Origin of the sequence: Phocaeicola dorei (assembly GCF_013009555.1) — a bacterium.
GTDB lineage: Bacteria > Bacteroidota > Bacteroidia > Bacteroidales > Bacteroidaceae > Phocaeicola > Phocaeicola dorei.
This window is the reverse complement of the sequence record NZ_CP046176.1, coordinates 4,816,280-4,831,231: the sequence shown is the minus strand read 5'-3', so window position 1 is coordinate 4,831,231 and position 14,952 is coordinate 4,816,280. Positions and strand designations below refer to the sequence as shown.

General features: G+C 50.6%; 19 protein-coding genes and 1 pseudogene. 9 read left to right on the top strand and 11 right to left on the bottom strand.

The features are described from left to right. Positions 1-14: 14 nt before the first annotated feature. The 9 genes from GKD17_RS19775 (at position 15) to GKD17_RS19735 (ending at position 7,289) form a co-directional block, all read left to right on the top strand. Positions 15-494: a hypothetical protein gene (locus tag GKD17_RS19775; RefSeq protein WP_011964850.1), complete on the top strand. Its 480-nt coding sequence runs from the start codon at positions 15-17 to the stop codon at positions 492-494. Between the two features lie 94 nt (positions 495-588). Next, the gene (locus GKD17_RS19770; RefSeq protein WP_007838816.1) at positions 589-879 is read left to right on the top strand and encodes a DUF4120 family protein; all 291 of its coding nucleotides are present in this window, start codon (positions 589-591) and stop codon (positions 877-879) included. Positions 880-1,160: 281 nt separating this feature from the next. After that, a complete protein-coding gene (locus GKD17_RS19765; protein ID WP_032936852.1) occupies positions 1,161-1,439 on the top strand; it encodes a hypothetical protein in 279 nt (92 codons plus the stop codon). Further along, positions 1,426-2,232, top strand: a complete 807-nt coding sequence (locus GKD17_RS19760) for a DUF4121 family protein (RefSeq protein ID WP_007838814.1) — start codon at positions 1,426-1,428, stop codon at positions 2,230-2,232. Before GKD17_RS19765 ends, GKD17_RS19760 begins: the two co-directional genes overlap by 14 nt. 1 nt (position 2,233) lies before the next feature. Continuing rightward, positions 2,234-2,992: an N-6 DNA methylase gene (locus GKD17_RS19755; RefSeq protein ID WP_007838813.1), complete on the top strand. Its 759-nt coding sequence runs from the start codon at positions 2,234-2,236 to the stop codon at positions 2,990-2,992. 12 nt (positions 2,993-3,004) lie between these two features. Next, entirely contained in the window at positions 3,005-4,240 is a 1,236-nt protein-coding gene (locus tag GKD17_RS19750) for a hypothetical protein (protein WP_007838811.1), read from the top strand. Positions 4,241-4,252: 12 nt separating this feature from the next. Continuing rightward, a complete protein-coding gene (locus tag GKD17_RS19745) occupies positions 4,253-5,134 on the top strand; it encodes a hypothetical protein (RefSeq protein WP_007838810.1) in 882 nt (293 codons plus the stop codon). Positions 5,135-5,160: 26 nt separating this feature from the next. Next, positions 5,161-6,315 (top strand): hypothetical protein, encoded by a 1,155-nt coding sequence (locus tag GKD17_RS19740; RefSeq protein WP_007838809.1) that lies wholly within the window; start codon positions 5,161-5,163, stop codon positions 6,313-6,315. Positions 6,316-6,434: 119 nt separating this feature from the next. Beyond that, complete coding sequence (locus tag GKD17_RS19735) at positions 6,435-7,289, top strand: hypothetical protein (protein WP_007838808.1); 855 nt, start codon at positions 6,435-6,437, stop codon at positions 7,287-7,289. A 364-nt stretch (positions 7,290-7,653) separates the two neighbouring features. Here the strand turns inward: GKD17_RS19735 and GKD17_RS19730 are convergent, their stop codons facing one another. From GKD17_RS19730 to GKD17_RS19680, 11 genes and pseudogenes are all read right to left on the bottom strand, one after another. After that, entirely contained in the window at positions 7,654-8,133 is a 480-nt protein-coding gene (locus GKD17_RS19730; RefSeq protein WP_007838806.1) for a glycoside hydrolase family protein, read from the bottom strand. Further along, positions 8,130-8,588 (bottom strand): DUF3872 domain-containing protein, encoded by a 459-nt coding sequence (locus GKD17_RS19725; RefSeq protein WP_007838805.1) that lies wholly within the window; start codon positions 8,586-8,588, stop codon positions 8,130-8,132. Before GKD17_RS19725 ends, GKD17_RS19730 begins: the two co-directional genes overlap by 4 nt. A 20-nt stretch (positions 8,589-8,608) precedes the next feature. Further along, complete coding sequence (locus GKD17_RS19720) at positions 8,609-9,196, bottom strand: conjugal transfer protein TraO (RefSeq protein WP_007838803.1); 588 nt, start codon at positions 9,194-9,196, stop codon at positions 8,609-8,611. Further along, positions 9,193-10,107 (bottom strand): conjugative transposon protein TraN, encoded by a 915-nt coding sequence (traN, locus tag GKD17_RS19715; RefSeq protein WP_008777983.1) that lies wholly within the window; start codon positions 10,105-10,107, stop codon positions 9,193-9,195. Before traN ends, GKD17_RS19720 begins: the two co-directional genes overlap by 4 nt. Positions 10,108-10,157: 50 nt before the next feature. After that, entirely contained in the window at positions 10,158-11,465 is a 1,308-nt protein-coding gene (gene traM, locus GKD17_RS19710; RefSeq protein ID WP_007838802.1) for a conjugative transposon protein TraM, read from the bottom strand. Then, the gene (locus GKD17_RS19705) at positions 11,416-11,718 is read right to left on the bottom strand and encodes a hypothetical protein (RefSeq protein WP_005802644.1); all 303 of its coding nucleotides are present in this window, start codon (positions 11,716-11,718) and stop codon (positions 11,416-11,418) included. The genes traM and GKD17_RS19705 overlap by 50 nt, the downstream gene beginning before the upstream one ends. Then, entirely contained in the window at positions 11,715-12,338 is a 624-nt protein-coding gene (gene traK, locus GKD17_RS19700) for a conjugative transposon protein TraK (RefSeq protein ID WP_007838801.1), read from the bottom strand. The genes GKD17_RS19705 and traK overlap by 4 nt, the downstream gene beginning before the upstream one ends. Positions 12,339-12,460: 122 nt before the next feature. Next, complete coding sequence (gene traJ, locus GKD17_RS19695; RefSeq protein ID WP_005802642.1) at positions 12,461-13,474, bottom strand: conjugative transposon protein TraJ; 1,014 nt, start codon at positions 13,472-13,474, stop codon at positions 12,461-12,463. Between the two features lie 2 nt (positions 13,475-13,476). Continuing rightward, positions 13,477-14,106 (bottom strand): DUF4141 domain-containing protein, encoded by a 630-nt coding sequence (locus GKD17_RS19690; protein ID WP_004288758.1) that lies wholly within the window; start codon positions 14,104-14,106, stop codon positions 13,477-13,479. Beyond that, positions 14,103-14,459, bottom strand: a complete 357-nt coding sequence (locus GKD17_RS19685; protein WP_032936879.1) for a DUF3876 domain-containing protein — start codon at positions 14,457-14,459, stop codon at positions 14,103-14,105. Before GKD17_RS19685 ends, GKD17_RS19690 begins: the two co-directional genes overlap by 4 nt. An 8-nt stretch (positions 14,460-14,467) precedes the next feature. Then, a pseudogene (locus GKD17_RS19680) lies at positions 14,468-14,923 on the bottom strand (TraG/VirB4 family ATPase); the annotation flags it as partial. Positions 14,924-14,952: the final 29 nt, after the last annotated feature.

Here is a 14,952-nt window from a genome sequence, read left to right as displayed (position 1 = left end):
AAATGAATAAAACTATGGATAATCAAAGAACAAAGATGCTGGGTGAGAACCTGACGCACTACAGAAATCTTCAGGAGAACGGCTCTGTAAACCTGATCGAATTTCACACAACCGACAACCGGAAATTCGGCATCGGAAATCCGGATGCCATCAAGCTGTTGCTCTCGGCAGCCGTTACCGAACTGGAACGCCAGCTCCATATAGCGCAGTCCGGAGGTTTACCGGAACGGTTGGAACAAAGCCGGGAGTATAAGGCGGCAAAGGCACTGGAACAGGCACTGAATGATACGGGATTCAGTCCCGAACGTTTTGCAGAGACACTCCCGTTTTTCCATAAGACCTTGGAACAGACATTTTTCAAAACAATAAAGGCATGTATCATCGCCATGGCAAAACGTGAGTCGTGCCGGATTGACAGCCGAAATCAAGCGTCTTACGAAATGTGCCGGATGCTCGCGCCCATGCTGGAAGATACCGACTTACCCTTTATTTGACGACATGGAATTCAAGTATGACCGAAAAGCGAACTCCAGTGCTGAAAAGCCGGAGTTCGCTTTTTCATTGTTTAACAGATAAAACACCAAAGTTATGAAAATCCTGAATGAAGAACATTTCGAGAACGTAAAGCGCTATGCCGAATCCATTGGTGACACCTCACTTCAAAAGTGCTTGGAACGGTTGAAGAGTTGGGAAGGGAATCCTGACTATCCCAGTGAGATTTCACTCTACTATGACCATGCCCCATACTCGTTCGGCTTTACCCAGCATTATGCTGATGGAAGAATAGGTATCGTAGGAGGTCTGCTCTATCATGGAATACCTGACAGGTCGTTTGCCGTAACATTGCAGCCGTTCCACGGATGGCAGATACATACCTGAAAAACATGAAACTTGACAATGACCGAAAAGCAGACTTCAGAACAGAGAATCCGAGGTCTGCTTTTTCATTTCTTGCTGTAAAGATAGCCGTTTTCCGGGCTGATTGTGCAAGGCGGCCCCTTTCAGGGGCTGGGTTGGCTGAAAGAAAATCATCCTCGCTTCGCTGCGGTATTTTCTTTCGCCAAGCCTTGCCGCAATCCCCGGAAAACAGACTGGAAAGACATCAAGAAATAAAAATGCCTACCCATGTAGGCCGATGTTTTACTTAAAAAAGAACAGATATGGAAACACTGGATTATAACCAGCTGCTGCTTGTCTCCCTGTGGCAATACAACCACCACGGGGATGAAGGGCTGACTCCTGCACTTTTCGAGGAAACGTTCGGAAAGGTCTATGGAAGTCACTATTACGAAAAATGGACCGGCTACTTCAATCGGAATCTCTGGGACATGATTGCCTATTTCAGAAGCGAGAAGGAGAACGGACAGAAGTTCTGCGACATGGTTACCCGTCAGGTCAAATTGTATCAACAAAAACGATCTCAATATGAAGTACGGTAATTTTTATGACCTGGAAAGTCTGACTCTGCTCAACAGGCATGAAGGGTGTGCCTGCTCCATAAAGGAATGTGATGTGGAGAAGGTGAACCGGCTGATTTCAAGGATGCGGGAGGACAGGGAAAGAGTCGGTTTACCGACTGCAGGAGACGTTGTCACTTATATCACCCGTGGCGGTGACTATTATCCGCAGGCACACATTGAAAGGGGCGATGACCGGGAAGTTCATATCTGCCTTCTCCCACAGACACCTTTTTGCCATGAAAATGAAAAGTGTACCGGTTACAATACCGAAGGAGGCCCTTGGGTTACAACCGGTCCGGAATTGCTGATTCCCGATGGCATACGCAGCAAACAGTTCCGGATGTGGGGGCATACCGGAAGGCACAGGAACGGTGCCGTCCTCTTCCACACATTCGTCAGGGCATGGAAATACACGGAACCCGATCCTCTGTACGAAAAGTACACCACAAAAGAATGGACGAGATACCTCATCGAGTGTCAGCCGGATATTGAACCGGCTGATGCCTTTGTCTATCGGAATGAGGCATTCACCCTTTACTCGCGGGAAGAACTGGAACGGCTGGTCGGGATTCTGCACGGAAAGCTTTTCAACGGATTCCGTCCCGGTCTGTTCATACTCTGGGCATACCGTATGGAATGGAAGGAACTTCCTGCATGGGAATGGAACATGCTGAAAGCGGACACCCATCTCTCTTTCCTTGGCATTTCTCCCGTCAGGATACAGACTGACCATAAAAGACATATAGTAACAATCTATAAAAAATCAGAGTAATATGGTACCATACAACACACCGCAGACGATACGTCCGCTTGAGAAAATGGTCTGTGATTTCGCCTATTCGAACGGCTACGATCCGATATCCGTTTTCAACGATTTCCTGCGTTATGTCATTCACGGGTTCTCTCCCGGCGCACCGCCCCTTATGGACTGGAAATACAAACGGCAGCAGAACAGGCATTTTATGGAAATGCTTACCGGATGGATACGGCTCATGCAGCGGGAATTGCAATCCGGCGGATGGTTTGATGCGTTCGGTGACCTCTTCATGGCAATATCCTCCAAAAGCGGTCGGCAGGTGAACGGACAGTTCTTCACTCCGCCGGATATCTGCGACCTGATGGTCTTATGTACCGATTCGGGGGAGACAGCGACAGGGAAACGTATCTGTGACCCGACATGCGGAAGCGGAAGGCTGCTGCTGGCATATCATGTACGCCACCTGGGTAATTATCTGGTTGCAGAGGATGTCAGCCGTACCTGTTGCCTGATGACCGTTTGCAACATGCTCGTACATGGCTGCATAGGTGAGGTCATCCACCATGACAGCCTCTGCCCCGAAAACTTCATGGACGGCTGGATGGTAAACCATACACTGACCCGGACGGGCATTCCCTCCATTCGCCGGATGAGTGAGGAGGAATATCGGACAAGCAGGAACATGTCCGTTGACCTGCTCAGAAAGCGGAAAGAGAAATTGCGCCAAATGCAGCCTGGCAAGAAACAATTGCCATATAAACAACAGAATTTATAAACAATAAACCGAATGATTATGAAACTGAATGTTAGCAACGAATTGAAATCCCGCCTGATGCATGCGGCGGAAAACGGAAGTGTGATAGCCAAAGATATCCTTTCGGAAGTAAAAAAGAACGTACCGGTGGAAGAAGTCATACGGGGGTCCTACAATTTTTTCTCCACCAAACGCAAACGGACGGAAGCCGGCACGTTCAAGAAAATCCGGATCGTGTTCACGGCATGCAACAAAGACTTGGGCCATCCCAATTTCCCGGACCGGAACAATCCGCAGGCGCCCTGGTTTCCGGAGAACCGGACAGATCTGGAACCGTCCACGTTTATCGAGCTGTTCAAAAATCTAGGACCGTACCAGCCCGATGAAATCAACTATTTCTGCAGCGCCATCTCACTGGACAGCAAGGTCACAATCAGACTGCATGACAGTATGAACGATTTTATGGAGGCTTATCTGGAAAGCAACTATAGTCCCATATCTGACGGTAGCGAATCCAGCCTGCACAACTCCTGTATGAGATATGAAGACAAGGCCCGTAATGCAGCGGATTTCTATGCCAATTTCGCAGGAGCCAAAATACTCGTGGCAAGGGATGACAGCAGCAATGTGGTCGGACGGGCCATTGTATGGAACGAGATAACATTGTGGAAATCAATAAACACACCGATTGCCGCCTCCCTGCTGGATCGTATCTATTCCTCACACGCATTCGTCATCGAACTGATCCGCAAGCAGGCGCAGGAGGCAGGTATCCTGTTGCGACGCAGATACAACGATTATACACATACAACGGATTTCACCGTACTGAATCCCATTGAGGAGCAGGAATGGGCGGCCGGAGATAATATACAGGTTTCTTTGACGGTGAAAGTGCCCGCCTGCAGGTGGCACAAGAAAGGGGTGCCTTACCTCGACACGTTCTACAGCCTCCATCTGACGGACGGTAACCTGGAACTGAGAAATACGGAGGGCGACACGAGCATAGCCACCTGCCGGAGCACGGAAGGGTGTGCAAACAGGAAAAAATATGTATGTCCCAAATGCGGGAAGATACATATCTTCCCGGATGCGGCATTCTGCAAGAACTGTCAGGATATGTACTATGTATCTACCGTATTCGGGAAAGTCCTGAAAGGATTATCAGTGGAATATAAAGGAAAGAAATATCCGTCTTTTCTCTTTCGTAAAGGGCGTCCCGTACCGGAATTCAGACGATACCTGCAAATCGAAAAATTGTTCATTTCCTAAAATATCATTATCATGGAAAAACTAATGGCTCTTTACGGCATTTCTTCCCCCTCTGGCAGAGAGGGGAAGATGGCTAAATTCATCATAGAGGAACTCAAAAAGATGGAGATTCCTTTCCGGCAAGACAGGTACGGAAACATCTATGCGGTCAAAGGCAACCGGGAAAGCTACCCCTGTGTCGTGGCGCACATGGATGAGGTACACTGGCGCAAGACAGGCTCTTATGCAGCCCATCTTGTGGCGGACTCGATGATTGTCGGCTATGATCACAAGCGTAAACGGATGACCGGAATCGGTGCGGATGACAAGAACGGCATCTGGATCTGCCTGAAATGCCTGGAGGATTGCAAGACGGTGAAATGTGCCTTCTTCGTACAGGAGGAGGTGGGATGCATAGGCAGCAGCCATGCCGATATGTCCTTCTTTTCCGATTGCCGTTTCGTGATTCAGTGTGACCGGAAAGGGAACGGGGATATGGTAACACAAATCAATGGGATGAAGCTCTGCTCCAACGAGTTCATTTCAGCTATAGATGTCCGGAAGTACGGCTACAAGCCGGCACAGGGACTGAATACAGATGTGGCGGCTTTGAAAAGAAACGGTCTGGAAGTATCCTGTATCAATCTTTCCTGTGGATATTACGAACCTCATACGGACAACGAATATACCGTCGTGGCTGATCTTTGCAAGTGTTACCGCTTTGTCCGGCATATCATCTGCTGCCACAAGGGAACCAGCATGCATATACCGGAAGCGGGAAAAAAAACTTTCCCCGGATATTATGAACTGTTCGGGCTGACCGGATATAGCGAAGAGGATTATATCCGTTTGTCAGAAGAAAAATACATGGGACATACTAAAACAACCAAGACAAGCTCTAAGAATAAATTCTGATTCATCAACATTAAAAACATAGTATTATGGAAACAACAGTAATGCCGGCAGCTGCATCGGTACAGAAACAGCAGGGCCTCAACCAGGTAGTCATTAACAAGGTACAGCGGATGATAGAAGGCAGGCAAGGTGGTGTCATGGACACCATCAACCGTCTGCTCAGTGAGGGACGGATCGCGCAGGATTTCATCGCTCCCATCGGGGTAAGCCAACGTAGCAAGGAACGCCCCGTTATCTCTTTCAAAGCGGAAGGAAGGGTACAGATGGCAATGCCCGAAGGGAACTTCAACCTGCACGGCAACGCCATAAGCCAGATTTCGGAGAAGATGGGCATTCCCACCAAATACCTGCGCGAGCTTTCCGCCGGGGATGTTTGGCAGAAACAGTTGTGCGCCACCATCCTGAACGAGCATTCGGGATGGACCGAGCGTACACGGGTACTGATACGGGCGGTAGGAATGGAAGTCCGGGGCGTATTGTCGGACTCCTACCGTCGGCTGAACTCGGTGGATATCCTGACCGCTTTCATCCGTGAGGCGGGAGGACAGGGAGCAGTCGTGTCCGATGCCTATATGAACGACACGAAAGTATGGTGTGAGACAATCCTGCCCACTCCGATAGAGATACCCACCCGTAAGAACGGAACGGTCATCATCTTCGCAGGAGCACGCTTCTCCACATCCGACTATGGCAACGGATCGGTCGATATGCGGTCGTTCCTGCTCAACGGGGCGTGCCTGAACGGGATGGTCAGGGAGTCCGTCATGCGGCAGATACACCTTGGAGGCCGACTGCCGGAATCCCTGTCCCTCTCCCAAAAGACCTACGAACTGGACACGCAAACCACCGTATCGGCTGTTTCCGACCTGACTAAAGGACTGTACAGCAAAGACACCATCATGCAGAAGGCCATCGAAATTCAAGGAGCATCGGAGATAGACGTGGATTTCGACAGGGAACTGAAGAATCTGGTGCAGAAAGGAGCCTTGTTGAAAAACGAGGGACGTGAGGTCGAGAAACTGCTGATGAACAACAATCCTGACGACGGAGTTACAGGCGGGGCCACGCTATGGAAACTGACACAGGGAATCACCGCCTTTGCAAGGGAACAGCAGCCGGAACGCTGCCGGGAACTGCATGAAATTTCGGGACAGCTGATGAACCGGGTAAAGATAAATTAAGAGAATAACAACCGAATTGTATGACAAGGGCGGCCGTGAGTCGCCCGTAAAGCAGAAGAACAATGGGAAATAATATAGTGTGCAGCAGATGCGGATCGGCCAATGTCAGGTGTGAGGCAATGGTAAACCCCAACACAAAAGGGTTCGACCACTTCACGGACGAAGCTTTTTATTACGGATGGTGCGAAAACTGCGGATTGGGAGTTGCCTTGACCGACAAGGAGGAAATCCGGAACGAAATTTTGGAGAAATACCACAGGTTCAAGAAAGAGAATGCTTGTGAGCCACATTACGCGAATTGCCGGATTGTCCAAAGGGACAGCGGTCAGGTCAAGGATGTAAGAATTATGCTTTCACCAGACACCGGTATGGCCGATGACGGTATTTTCTTTTACTGCCACACATTGGAAAGGCTTATTGGGCTGTCCGTTCCCGGCAGGGAAAGTTTCACCCTTACGGAATGTTTCGGTTTTGCCTTGCTGACAGACAGGGAAAAGATGGAACGGCAGGTATTTAAACATGAAGCGGACGGAAAGCCCGTTATCGTAACAGGCAGGGAAGTGCTGCTTTTCTATGGGGAACACTATGGTATAAGACCGGAAGAATTGAAGCAATACGCAACGGAGTATTGCTGCCATATCAAACATTACAGGGAATATGGATATCCGTTGCTGGACAGGTCCCTCGTGAAAAAAATGCTGGAGGAAGAGGAACGGATTACAAAAGGGGAAACACGGTCATTCACTCTGCGGATACACTTTCCTTGGCATGTGAAAATCACAAAAGAGGATAATCCTGAATATGCCCCATACAGATATGCCTTGAATGCCTATTGCCTGGACAATCCGCAATGTTTTAACCGCAGATACACCACTTTGGAGAAAGCCTTGCTCCATTGTCTGAATGGATTCAATGAAAATGCCGCAATCAAAGACCGGTATCGTTCAATAGGGGAATACTTGCTTCAAAAGTAAGAACAGCAGACAAATACATCTTAAAAAAACAGAAACGTCACAAGGGGATGTATATCACATCATACCTGTGGCGTTTCCGTTTTAGCCACTTCCCGGTTCTTGATTCTGCCCGCTTTGGGAATATGCATCTAATATGGCAATTGGAGTCATTCTGCCCAAGGGACTTTTATGTTTCATGTGCCCTATGACATAAATACAGATCTTTAGTCATGCACATTCCGATGTTCCATCTGTTTCCTGTTACGGTATTCAAGGTTTATTGTGGAATGGAACTTTACAATCCCCTGTTAGGGATATGTTCATGCCGGACAAATAAAAAAGGTTCGGTCGTCTCGTAACAACCAAACCTTTATCAGCAAGCAATCTACGGAATATAGAACAGTTCAAACTCCTCTTTTCTTCTTCTCTCTATGCTTGGAATGACTTTCCCCCGATAACAGCGGAACGATACATATTCCCTGTAAATATCCCGGTTGCCGCTGTCCAGTTTCTGAATCAGTTTGCTTTTAGGTATCTTGCCGTTGCCGATCAGACGGTAACAGCCTACATTAAAGCCTAACAGACTTAAAAGGAGCGAGTCTTTCCCATATTTTCGGAATACCTTCAAACACCGTTCAAGGTCGCATCTCAAAAGTGAGTCTGCCTGTGCCTCACTCAGGTTCTCGGTCAGCGTTTCATGGGGAAGCAGGCGGTGTCCGTAACCGATGTAAGGCATTTTCCCCCGGTGCCAGCCTTCCCACCGCTTGATGCAGGCTACCGCCTTATCTTTGTCAGACGGGGGATTTTCCGCCTTGCCGTACAAGACAAGTAACAGAAAGATCATAACAGCCGGTATTCTTTTCATGCAGCCTCCTTGTTATTTTCTTCATCCGTATCCTTTCCATTAAAATCATATGTCAATTGTTGCAGATTCCCCCAATTATCTTCAAGATAGAGGTCTATGGTCTGGGATTCCTTGCCGCTTTGCGAAGTATAGTAAAGACGGAATTTCCATTCGTTCAGCAGATAACGGTCATTGGGCTTCAGTACCGTGCCGTCCTCCATCTTCAGACTGCCCTTGCCGTCCGGCTGGAAATACCTTAGCGTATAGACGGTTCCGGCAAAGTTCCCTTCCGGCTTGATTTCCAGCCGGATTTCCACAGTCTCCCCATCGGTAATCTCATCCGCTACCGGCATGGACTCTACCGTAAACGGGTATTCCTGTCTGATATCCAGCTCATTGTCACAAGCGACAAGACCAAGAAAGGAGAATGCCATACAGCAGGCCGTCAGCATAAAATCAAGGATTTTTCTTTTCATGGGTATGTATTCTTTTAAGGTTAGAAAATGTATTTTACTCCGATTCCATACTGGAAGTGGCAGATCCCCGAGGCACTGCCCCACACGAAACGCTCACGCAGACGCACCAGCAGGACAACCCTGTCGGACAGGTATCCTTCCGCTTCCAGCGTTACCGCGCCGCCATAGATGAAAGACTCGCATTGCTGCAAAACGGCTCCGTCATCCAGCAGCCGGTCTCCTTCGTTCACGGTCTCATAGCCCAACAGGGCGGAAGCGCCGAGGTTCAGGAAGAAGGACTTGCCGGGGGTGGAAAAGAGCGTATGGTAATAACCGCCTTCCCCCGTATATTGCGACAAGGGTATATGCGTACTCCGGTAAGGGATGTTACGTTTCAGCATCTCACCGCCAAACATCCACTGGTTTCCGTTCCCGGTACAGGTGGATACAGCCAGCGAGAAGGCATAGCCTGCATCGTGACGGTTTGCCCGGCTGTAAAATCCGTCGACCATTTCAGTGGTGAAGCGGACGGCTTTCATTCCCGGCAGGCGGCGTTGGGCTTCTGCCTGCCCCGTAAAGAGGGCAAGCAGGAGGATAATAAAGAGGAAGTTTCTTTTCATGGCGTTCATCTGACTTTCAGTTCATTGACGGTTTCTGCGCGTACCAGGTCCTCATTCTCCACATCAAAGGACTGATGCCGGCCGCCTTGCTTCTCATACATTTCCACTATCAGCTTCTTGTCGTCGGGAATGGTGAACTTGGGCAGGGCAAACACCGTCCGCTCGTTCTTCTTCCCGTCCACACGGGTCACATAGTTGAAGGCACGAAGCGGATAGATGACCTGTTCCTGCATGGCGGTACGTTTCATGATTTTCTTGTCCACGATCTTGAAGGTCACGAAGTCCACGTCGAAAGGCACGTTCGTGGCATTCTTCACTTCGGTATGGAAATAGATCAGTTCGCCGTGCGCATAAAGTCCTTTAAGCAGATATTGCACTCCGAACCGTTTGCAGCCGATATGCTTGACCTTGCGTTTGTTCTGTTCATACACGGATTTCATGATCAGCCGTACCAGACGGGGAGACTCCCCGGCGAGTTCCTGCAAGTAGATTTCCATCGCATTGTTCGGACGGTTCACGGCCTCTCCGTCATGGATGAAGTCGCACATTTCCACATTCAGCAGCAAAGGCTCGTCGGCATACTTGACGTTGAATGTATAGAAGTTGCCGTCTTCGGTAATTACGCTCATGTTTGTCTCGCTCCGGAAATGTTTCCGGGTTGCCTTCACACGGATCACATTTTCCGCACCGTCCGCCTTGCCCGCTATCAGATTGGGCGAACCCAGGTCCACATATCTCACGGGAGAGGGAAAAATAATATGTACGGTCTTGTCATATGTGATTTCCAGACCGTGCGGGGGAATCATCCGGCTGAATCCGATCTTGCGGCTCAGTCCTTCATAATAATCCCCGCTGCTCTGCTGCGCGTATGCAGCCACTGTGCCCGCAATCAGGGCAAGCATCATCAGAATCTTCTTCATGTGTGTTTCTTGGTTGATTGGTGAATAAATGGTTGATTTCCTTTCCTCCTTCATTTTTCAGGAGAATGCAGCAACAGCCGGTGCCCGGCCTTCAGGGTGATTTTCACCGTGCGCATCTTCTTGCCCACATATTGTGACACACCCCGTATCACCCCCTTGCCCACATCCGAGGCAATCTGCGCTCCGGCATCCGTTGAGATATTGATGCTGCTTCCTATAGAGGTGCCCATGCCGGCGGCAATCTCACGTGCGGCATCATACTCCATCGAGTTCGGTACAAGGATTCCCTGCTGCCCGTCAGCGTCATACACTTCGAGTTCCACCGGGAACAGCGTGCCCCTGTACTCCACTGTCTCGATCAGGATTCCCATCCGTTCCCCCTCGACACGTGTGCCGCCGACCAGTACCGTACCTTTTGGGATAAGGAGATCGTCCACTGCCATCGGCTCAAGCAGGCGGATACGCAGTGCCTGTCCGTCAGATACGGTCTGCGTGCCATGCACACAGGCGGCGATGGTATTCCTGCCGGAAGATGGCATTTTGCCTACCGGGGTGTGGAAGCCGGTATTTCTCTCGCCTGCATATCCGGAAGCAATGTCTTCATTGCCTGCAGGCTGGGCCAGTGATGACACCATCCGGTTCTGTACCCGTTTTACAGGCCGGACAGCCGTCCGTTCTTTCCGGCTGTTTGGGGCATTTGTTGTAGAGGAAGCATCCGGCTCTTTCCCGTTGTAGCGGGCAGCCAGCTCGTAGGACTTTTCCAGCAGAGCCATCTTTTCTTCCAGGGTCTGGCCTTTCGCCTGTTCTTCCGCCGGCTTCCTTTCTTTTTCCAGATCCTCAATACGGCGGAGCAGATCGACGTTTGGCTGATTTTCATTCCGGGTATATACAGTGCCCAGCGAACGGTTCATATTCCGGTAGGCTTCTGCAGAGGAACGGATGGAGCCGGGGGCTTTCCCCTTTTCCGGTTCCGGCGGAAGTTCCATGTTTGCTTTTCCTGCGGTAAGACCGGCAGTATCCTGACCGTCCTTGTTGAGCAATTCGGACATTTCCTGGAAGGTTCCCCTGCGCCATTTTTCCTTTTTTGCTAGTGCTTCCTGCTCGTAGGCGCTTACCTTGTTGCCCTCCATTTCCGAATCTTCCGGTGAAGGCATCTCCACGTTGAAACCCCTGCCTTTTTCCATTTCCGCCTTCTCCTTTTCCGACGGGCTAAATACCAGCAGGAGGAACCCCATGCACAGCAGGCAGAAAAACGGATAGACAATATACTTTGCGCGCCGGCGCTTCTCTTCGGGAGTCAGCGGCTTGTCATTTGACACTCCGAGCCGTTCCCTGATTTTCTGAAAGTCCATTTTCATGTTTATGGATGTTTGAATGAATGTTTCTTGTTCTTTCCGGCCGGAACACGACGGAACGGATATGTCCCATTGCCGGTCTTTGGCCCGGCTCCCCGAAACGGGATACACAGGAGAGAATCGAGTACAGGCAGGAGGCAGCAAGCAGGAACGAGGCCGTGCCTGCCAGAAGGATGCGCTGCTTTCCTGTCAGCCGCCGGCAGAACAGCCGTACCCGGCTGTCCGCATGGCCGAAGAATCCGCGTTTTCCCCTCATCGTTCCGCACTTCTTATGTCCTTATTCTCCAGCACGGTAAACTGCTCGATAATGAATCCGTTGGGATTGTCATCCAAACGTCCTGTGTTTTGAAGCGAGCAGGAAGTTACGAGGCTGCGCTCGGTCACGTTGCTTTCACGGATAATCAGCTGCCGGGCATATGTCCGCACCTTGTAAGGGTAGGCGGCAAAGTCGCACACCACGCTGTCCACATGCACCACCTGGTTGATGTTGCCTGAAATCAGGCGGTTGTAATACCCTCTTTCGGCAAAATCCACATAGTAGTGATAGGCACTCTTGTCTGCCAGTTGCAGGGCACGGTTGATATTGTGCTCGATGGCATCCTTCTGGGGTGAGAGCGAGAAAAACAGTTCGTGAAAGCGCCTTACATGTTCCCGCGCCTCGGCAGGCCTGTTCTGTGAGAGGTCCTGCGAAAGGGCCATCATCAGCGATTTACCCCCGTCAAGCACATAGATTTTCTCGCGTTGCTTCTCGGCAAAGCGGTATGAGCTCCACAGCGCATATCCGGTAACGAGCGCACAGCAGCAAGCAAAGACCGCCAACATCAGGCGGATGCGCTTGAAGCTGCTCTCAATGTTTGTCAATGACTTGAATTCCATTTTTTTTGATGTCTGGTTTGAATGAATAAATATTTCCGGTATGACGGGACATCCCGTTCCGACAGGTCACCGGACCCGTCATCTTGGGTTGCCCGACTCATGGGAAGGAGGCTCCGCAGGGTTTATTTGCCCCTCAGCCTGCCTCCGATATTCCCCAATACGGCACCGCCTGCTCCGGCTGCAAGGCCGCCTGTCTTGGTGGCCGTACGGTTCAGGTTACGGCTGAAGTTTCCGGCACCGCCTGCCTGCACTATCCAGCCTGCTACCGTAGGCACGGTGAAGTATCCGATAATCCCGATCAGCATAAAGATGATGTAGACACTGTTCGAGTTGTCTATCGAGTAGTCCGGATTGTTCTGCAGTTCCTGAATGTCATTCTGAAGCATCAGTACCTGAAGCTTGGCAAGCAGGGTGCTGAACAGGTCGCTGACCGGAAGCCACAGGTAAACGGAAATATATCTCGTGAACCACTGTCCGAGCGTGGACTGGAATCCATCCCATACACTGAAGGCGAACGCTACCGGTCCCAGTATCGAGAGTACGACCAGGAAAAAAGTCCTCACGGTGTCTATCAGCAGCGATGCCGCTGCGAATATCAGCTCCAGCAGGCTGCGGAATGCATCCCGGATTTTCTTTTCCAGATTATACATCCCGACTTCCACATACATGCCCAGCCGGGAGGCGGTATCTATGGTTGACCAGCCCAGTTCATCCAGCTGACGGTCAAACTCCTCGTCACTTACCAGATATGCTGTTTCGGGATTGCGGAGCATGGCCTCCTTTTCCAGTTCCTCCTTTTGGATCCGGTACTGTTCCATATCCATCGTCTGTCCTTCGAGCATCTTGTGTGTGCCCTGCACGATGGGACTGAGAATATTGTTCAGCGTGCCGAGCACCAGCGTGGGAAAGAGCAGGATGCAGATGCCTATGGCAAAGGGACGCAGCAGGGGATAGACATCTATCGGTTCGGCACGTGCCATCGACTGCCATACACGGACGGCAACGTAGAACAACGCACCCAGTCCGGCAAGTCCCTTGCCCACGTCCATCATGTCCTCGCAAAGGGGAAGCATCTCGTCATACAGGGTTGCCAGTATGGTGTGCAGGTTGGCAAAATCTATCGACAACGGCATCATGGCTACCAGTATTTGGAGGTTTCATTCCCGTAGAGCCGCATCACACGTTCCAGGTCGTTCTTCTTTCTGGCCCTGAGGTAGCTTACGGCTATGTTCTTGTTCGTATAATAGCTCACAAGGTTGCGGTAACGGCGCATCTCGTAATAGCAGTTGTCCACCACGTCCATACGGTCCTTGTCGGTCATGGACAGGGTACTGACATTGATAACCTGTTTCAGGTCCTGCAACACGCCGTTGCTCTCTTCCAGCAGGCGGGTGTAACCGAAGGCGATGGCGTCCAGTTCGCGCGGTGAGAAGTTTTCATCGTTCATCATCTTGCCGAAGTTGGTTACATAGATGTCGGACACGTCGCCCACCATCAGGATGATGTCACGCACCTTGCGGGCATCCTGTATCAGGTTGTTGACCGATTTCAGCTGGTCGTAATATTTCTTGGCCTGCTCATAGATCTTTACTGTCTCGGCAAAGCTTTCTGCCGTATTGACTGCCGTCTTTGAGGTATGGGCGATATTGTCCGACATGTTTATGATGCTTTGGGCCAGATTGCCGGGATCTGTCACCACCCATTGGGCGCGTGCTCCGGTAACGCCCAGTACAAATGCCGTTCCGATCAGAAGCGTTCTTGCCTTCATGCCCGTTCCTCCTTCCTTACATAGTCTCCGCCCGGTGAAAATGTCAGCACGTCGGCTGCCTCATTGTAGGACACATCGACACGGTAGCCCGTATTGACAAACAGGTTTCCGTTTTCTTCCACCAGCAGGTAAGTCTGCGGCTTCAGCCTTCGGGTTCTCCCGCTACGGGAAAACACCGTCACCTTATAGCATTCTCCTTCCTTGTATACCAGCACGTCAGGTCTGCCTTCCACGCTGGTCCACGTTCCGCAGATCTTGTCGCGGTCGATACCGCTTTCCGAACAGCTCTGCAATATCATGGCGGCCATGCTTATCAGACATACCGCCAGCCTCATAAGGGGTCTGTTTCTCATAATCGTTTTCATTTCGGGTTTAATACCTGTTTCTGTTCCTCTCGCTTTTTCTCCGCCAGACGGCGGATGGCTCCTTCCAGACTGCCCTCCGGCCCTCCGGCAATCCGTTGTACTTCCAGTTTCTCCGACTCCTCGGTCGTGAACGTGAAGTATTCTTCCTCGCTCACTTCCGTGGCATATACTGCCGAGCAGGTTCCTCCAAGCCCTATCCATACTTCCCGGTAGAAGCGCCCGGGATGGTTCGCCTGGTTGATGGAAAGAATCTGCCCTTTCTCTTTCTCGGTCAGACCGAGCAGCCGCTGGATGTGCTCGAACTTGTTCATGTATTTCCGCTGGTCAAGCAGTATCTTGCAGTCAGAGTTGTTGATGATGGCCTCTTTCACAATCGGAGAGCTGATGATGTCGTCCACCTCCTGTGTCACCACCACAGCCTCGCCGAAATATTTTCTGACGGTCTTAAGTAGGCTAAGCACCCGGCGCCTTATCATATTTC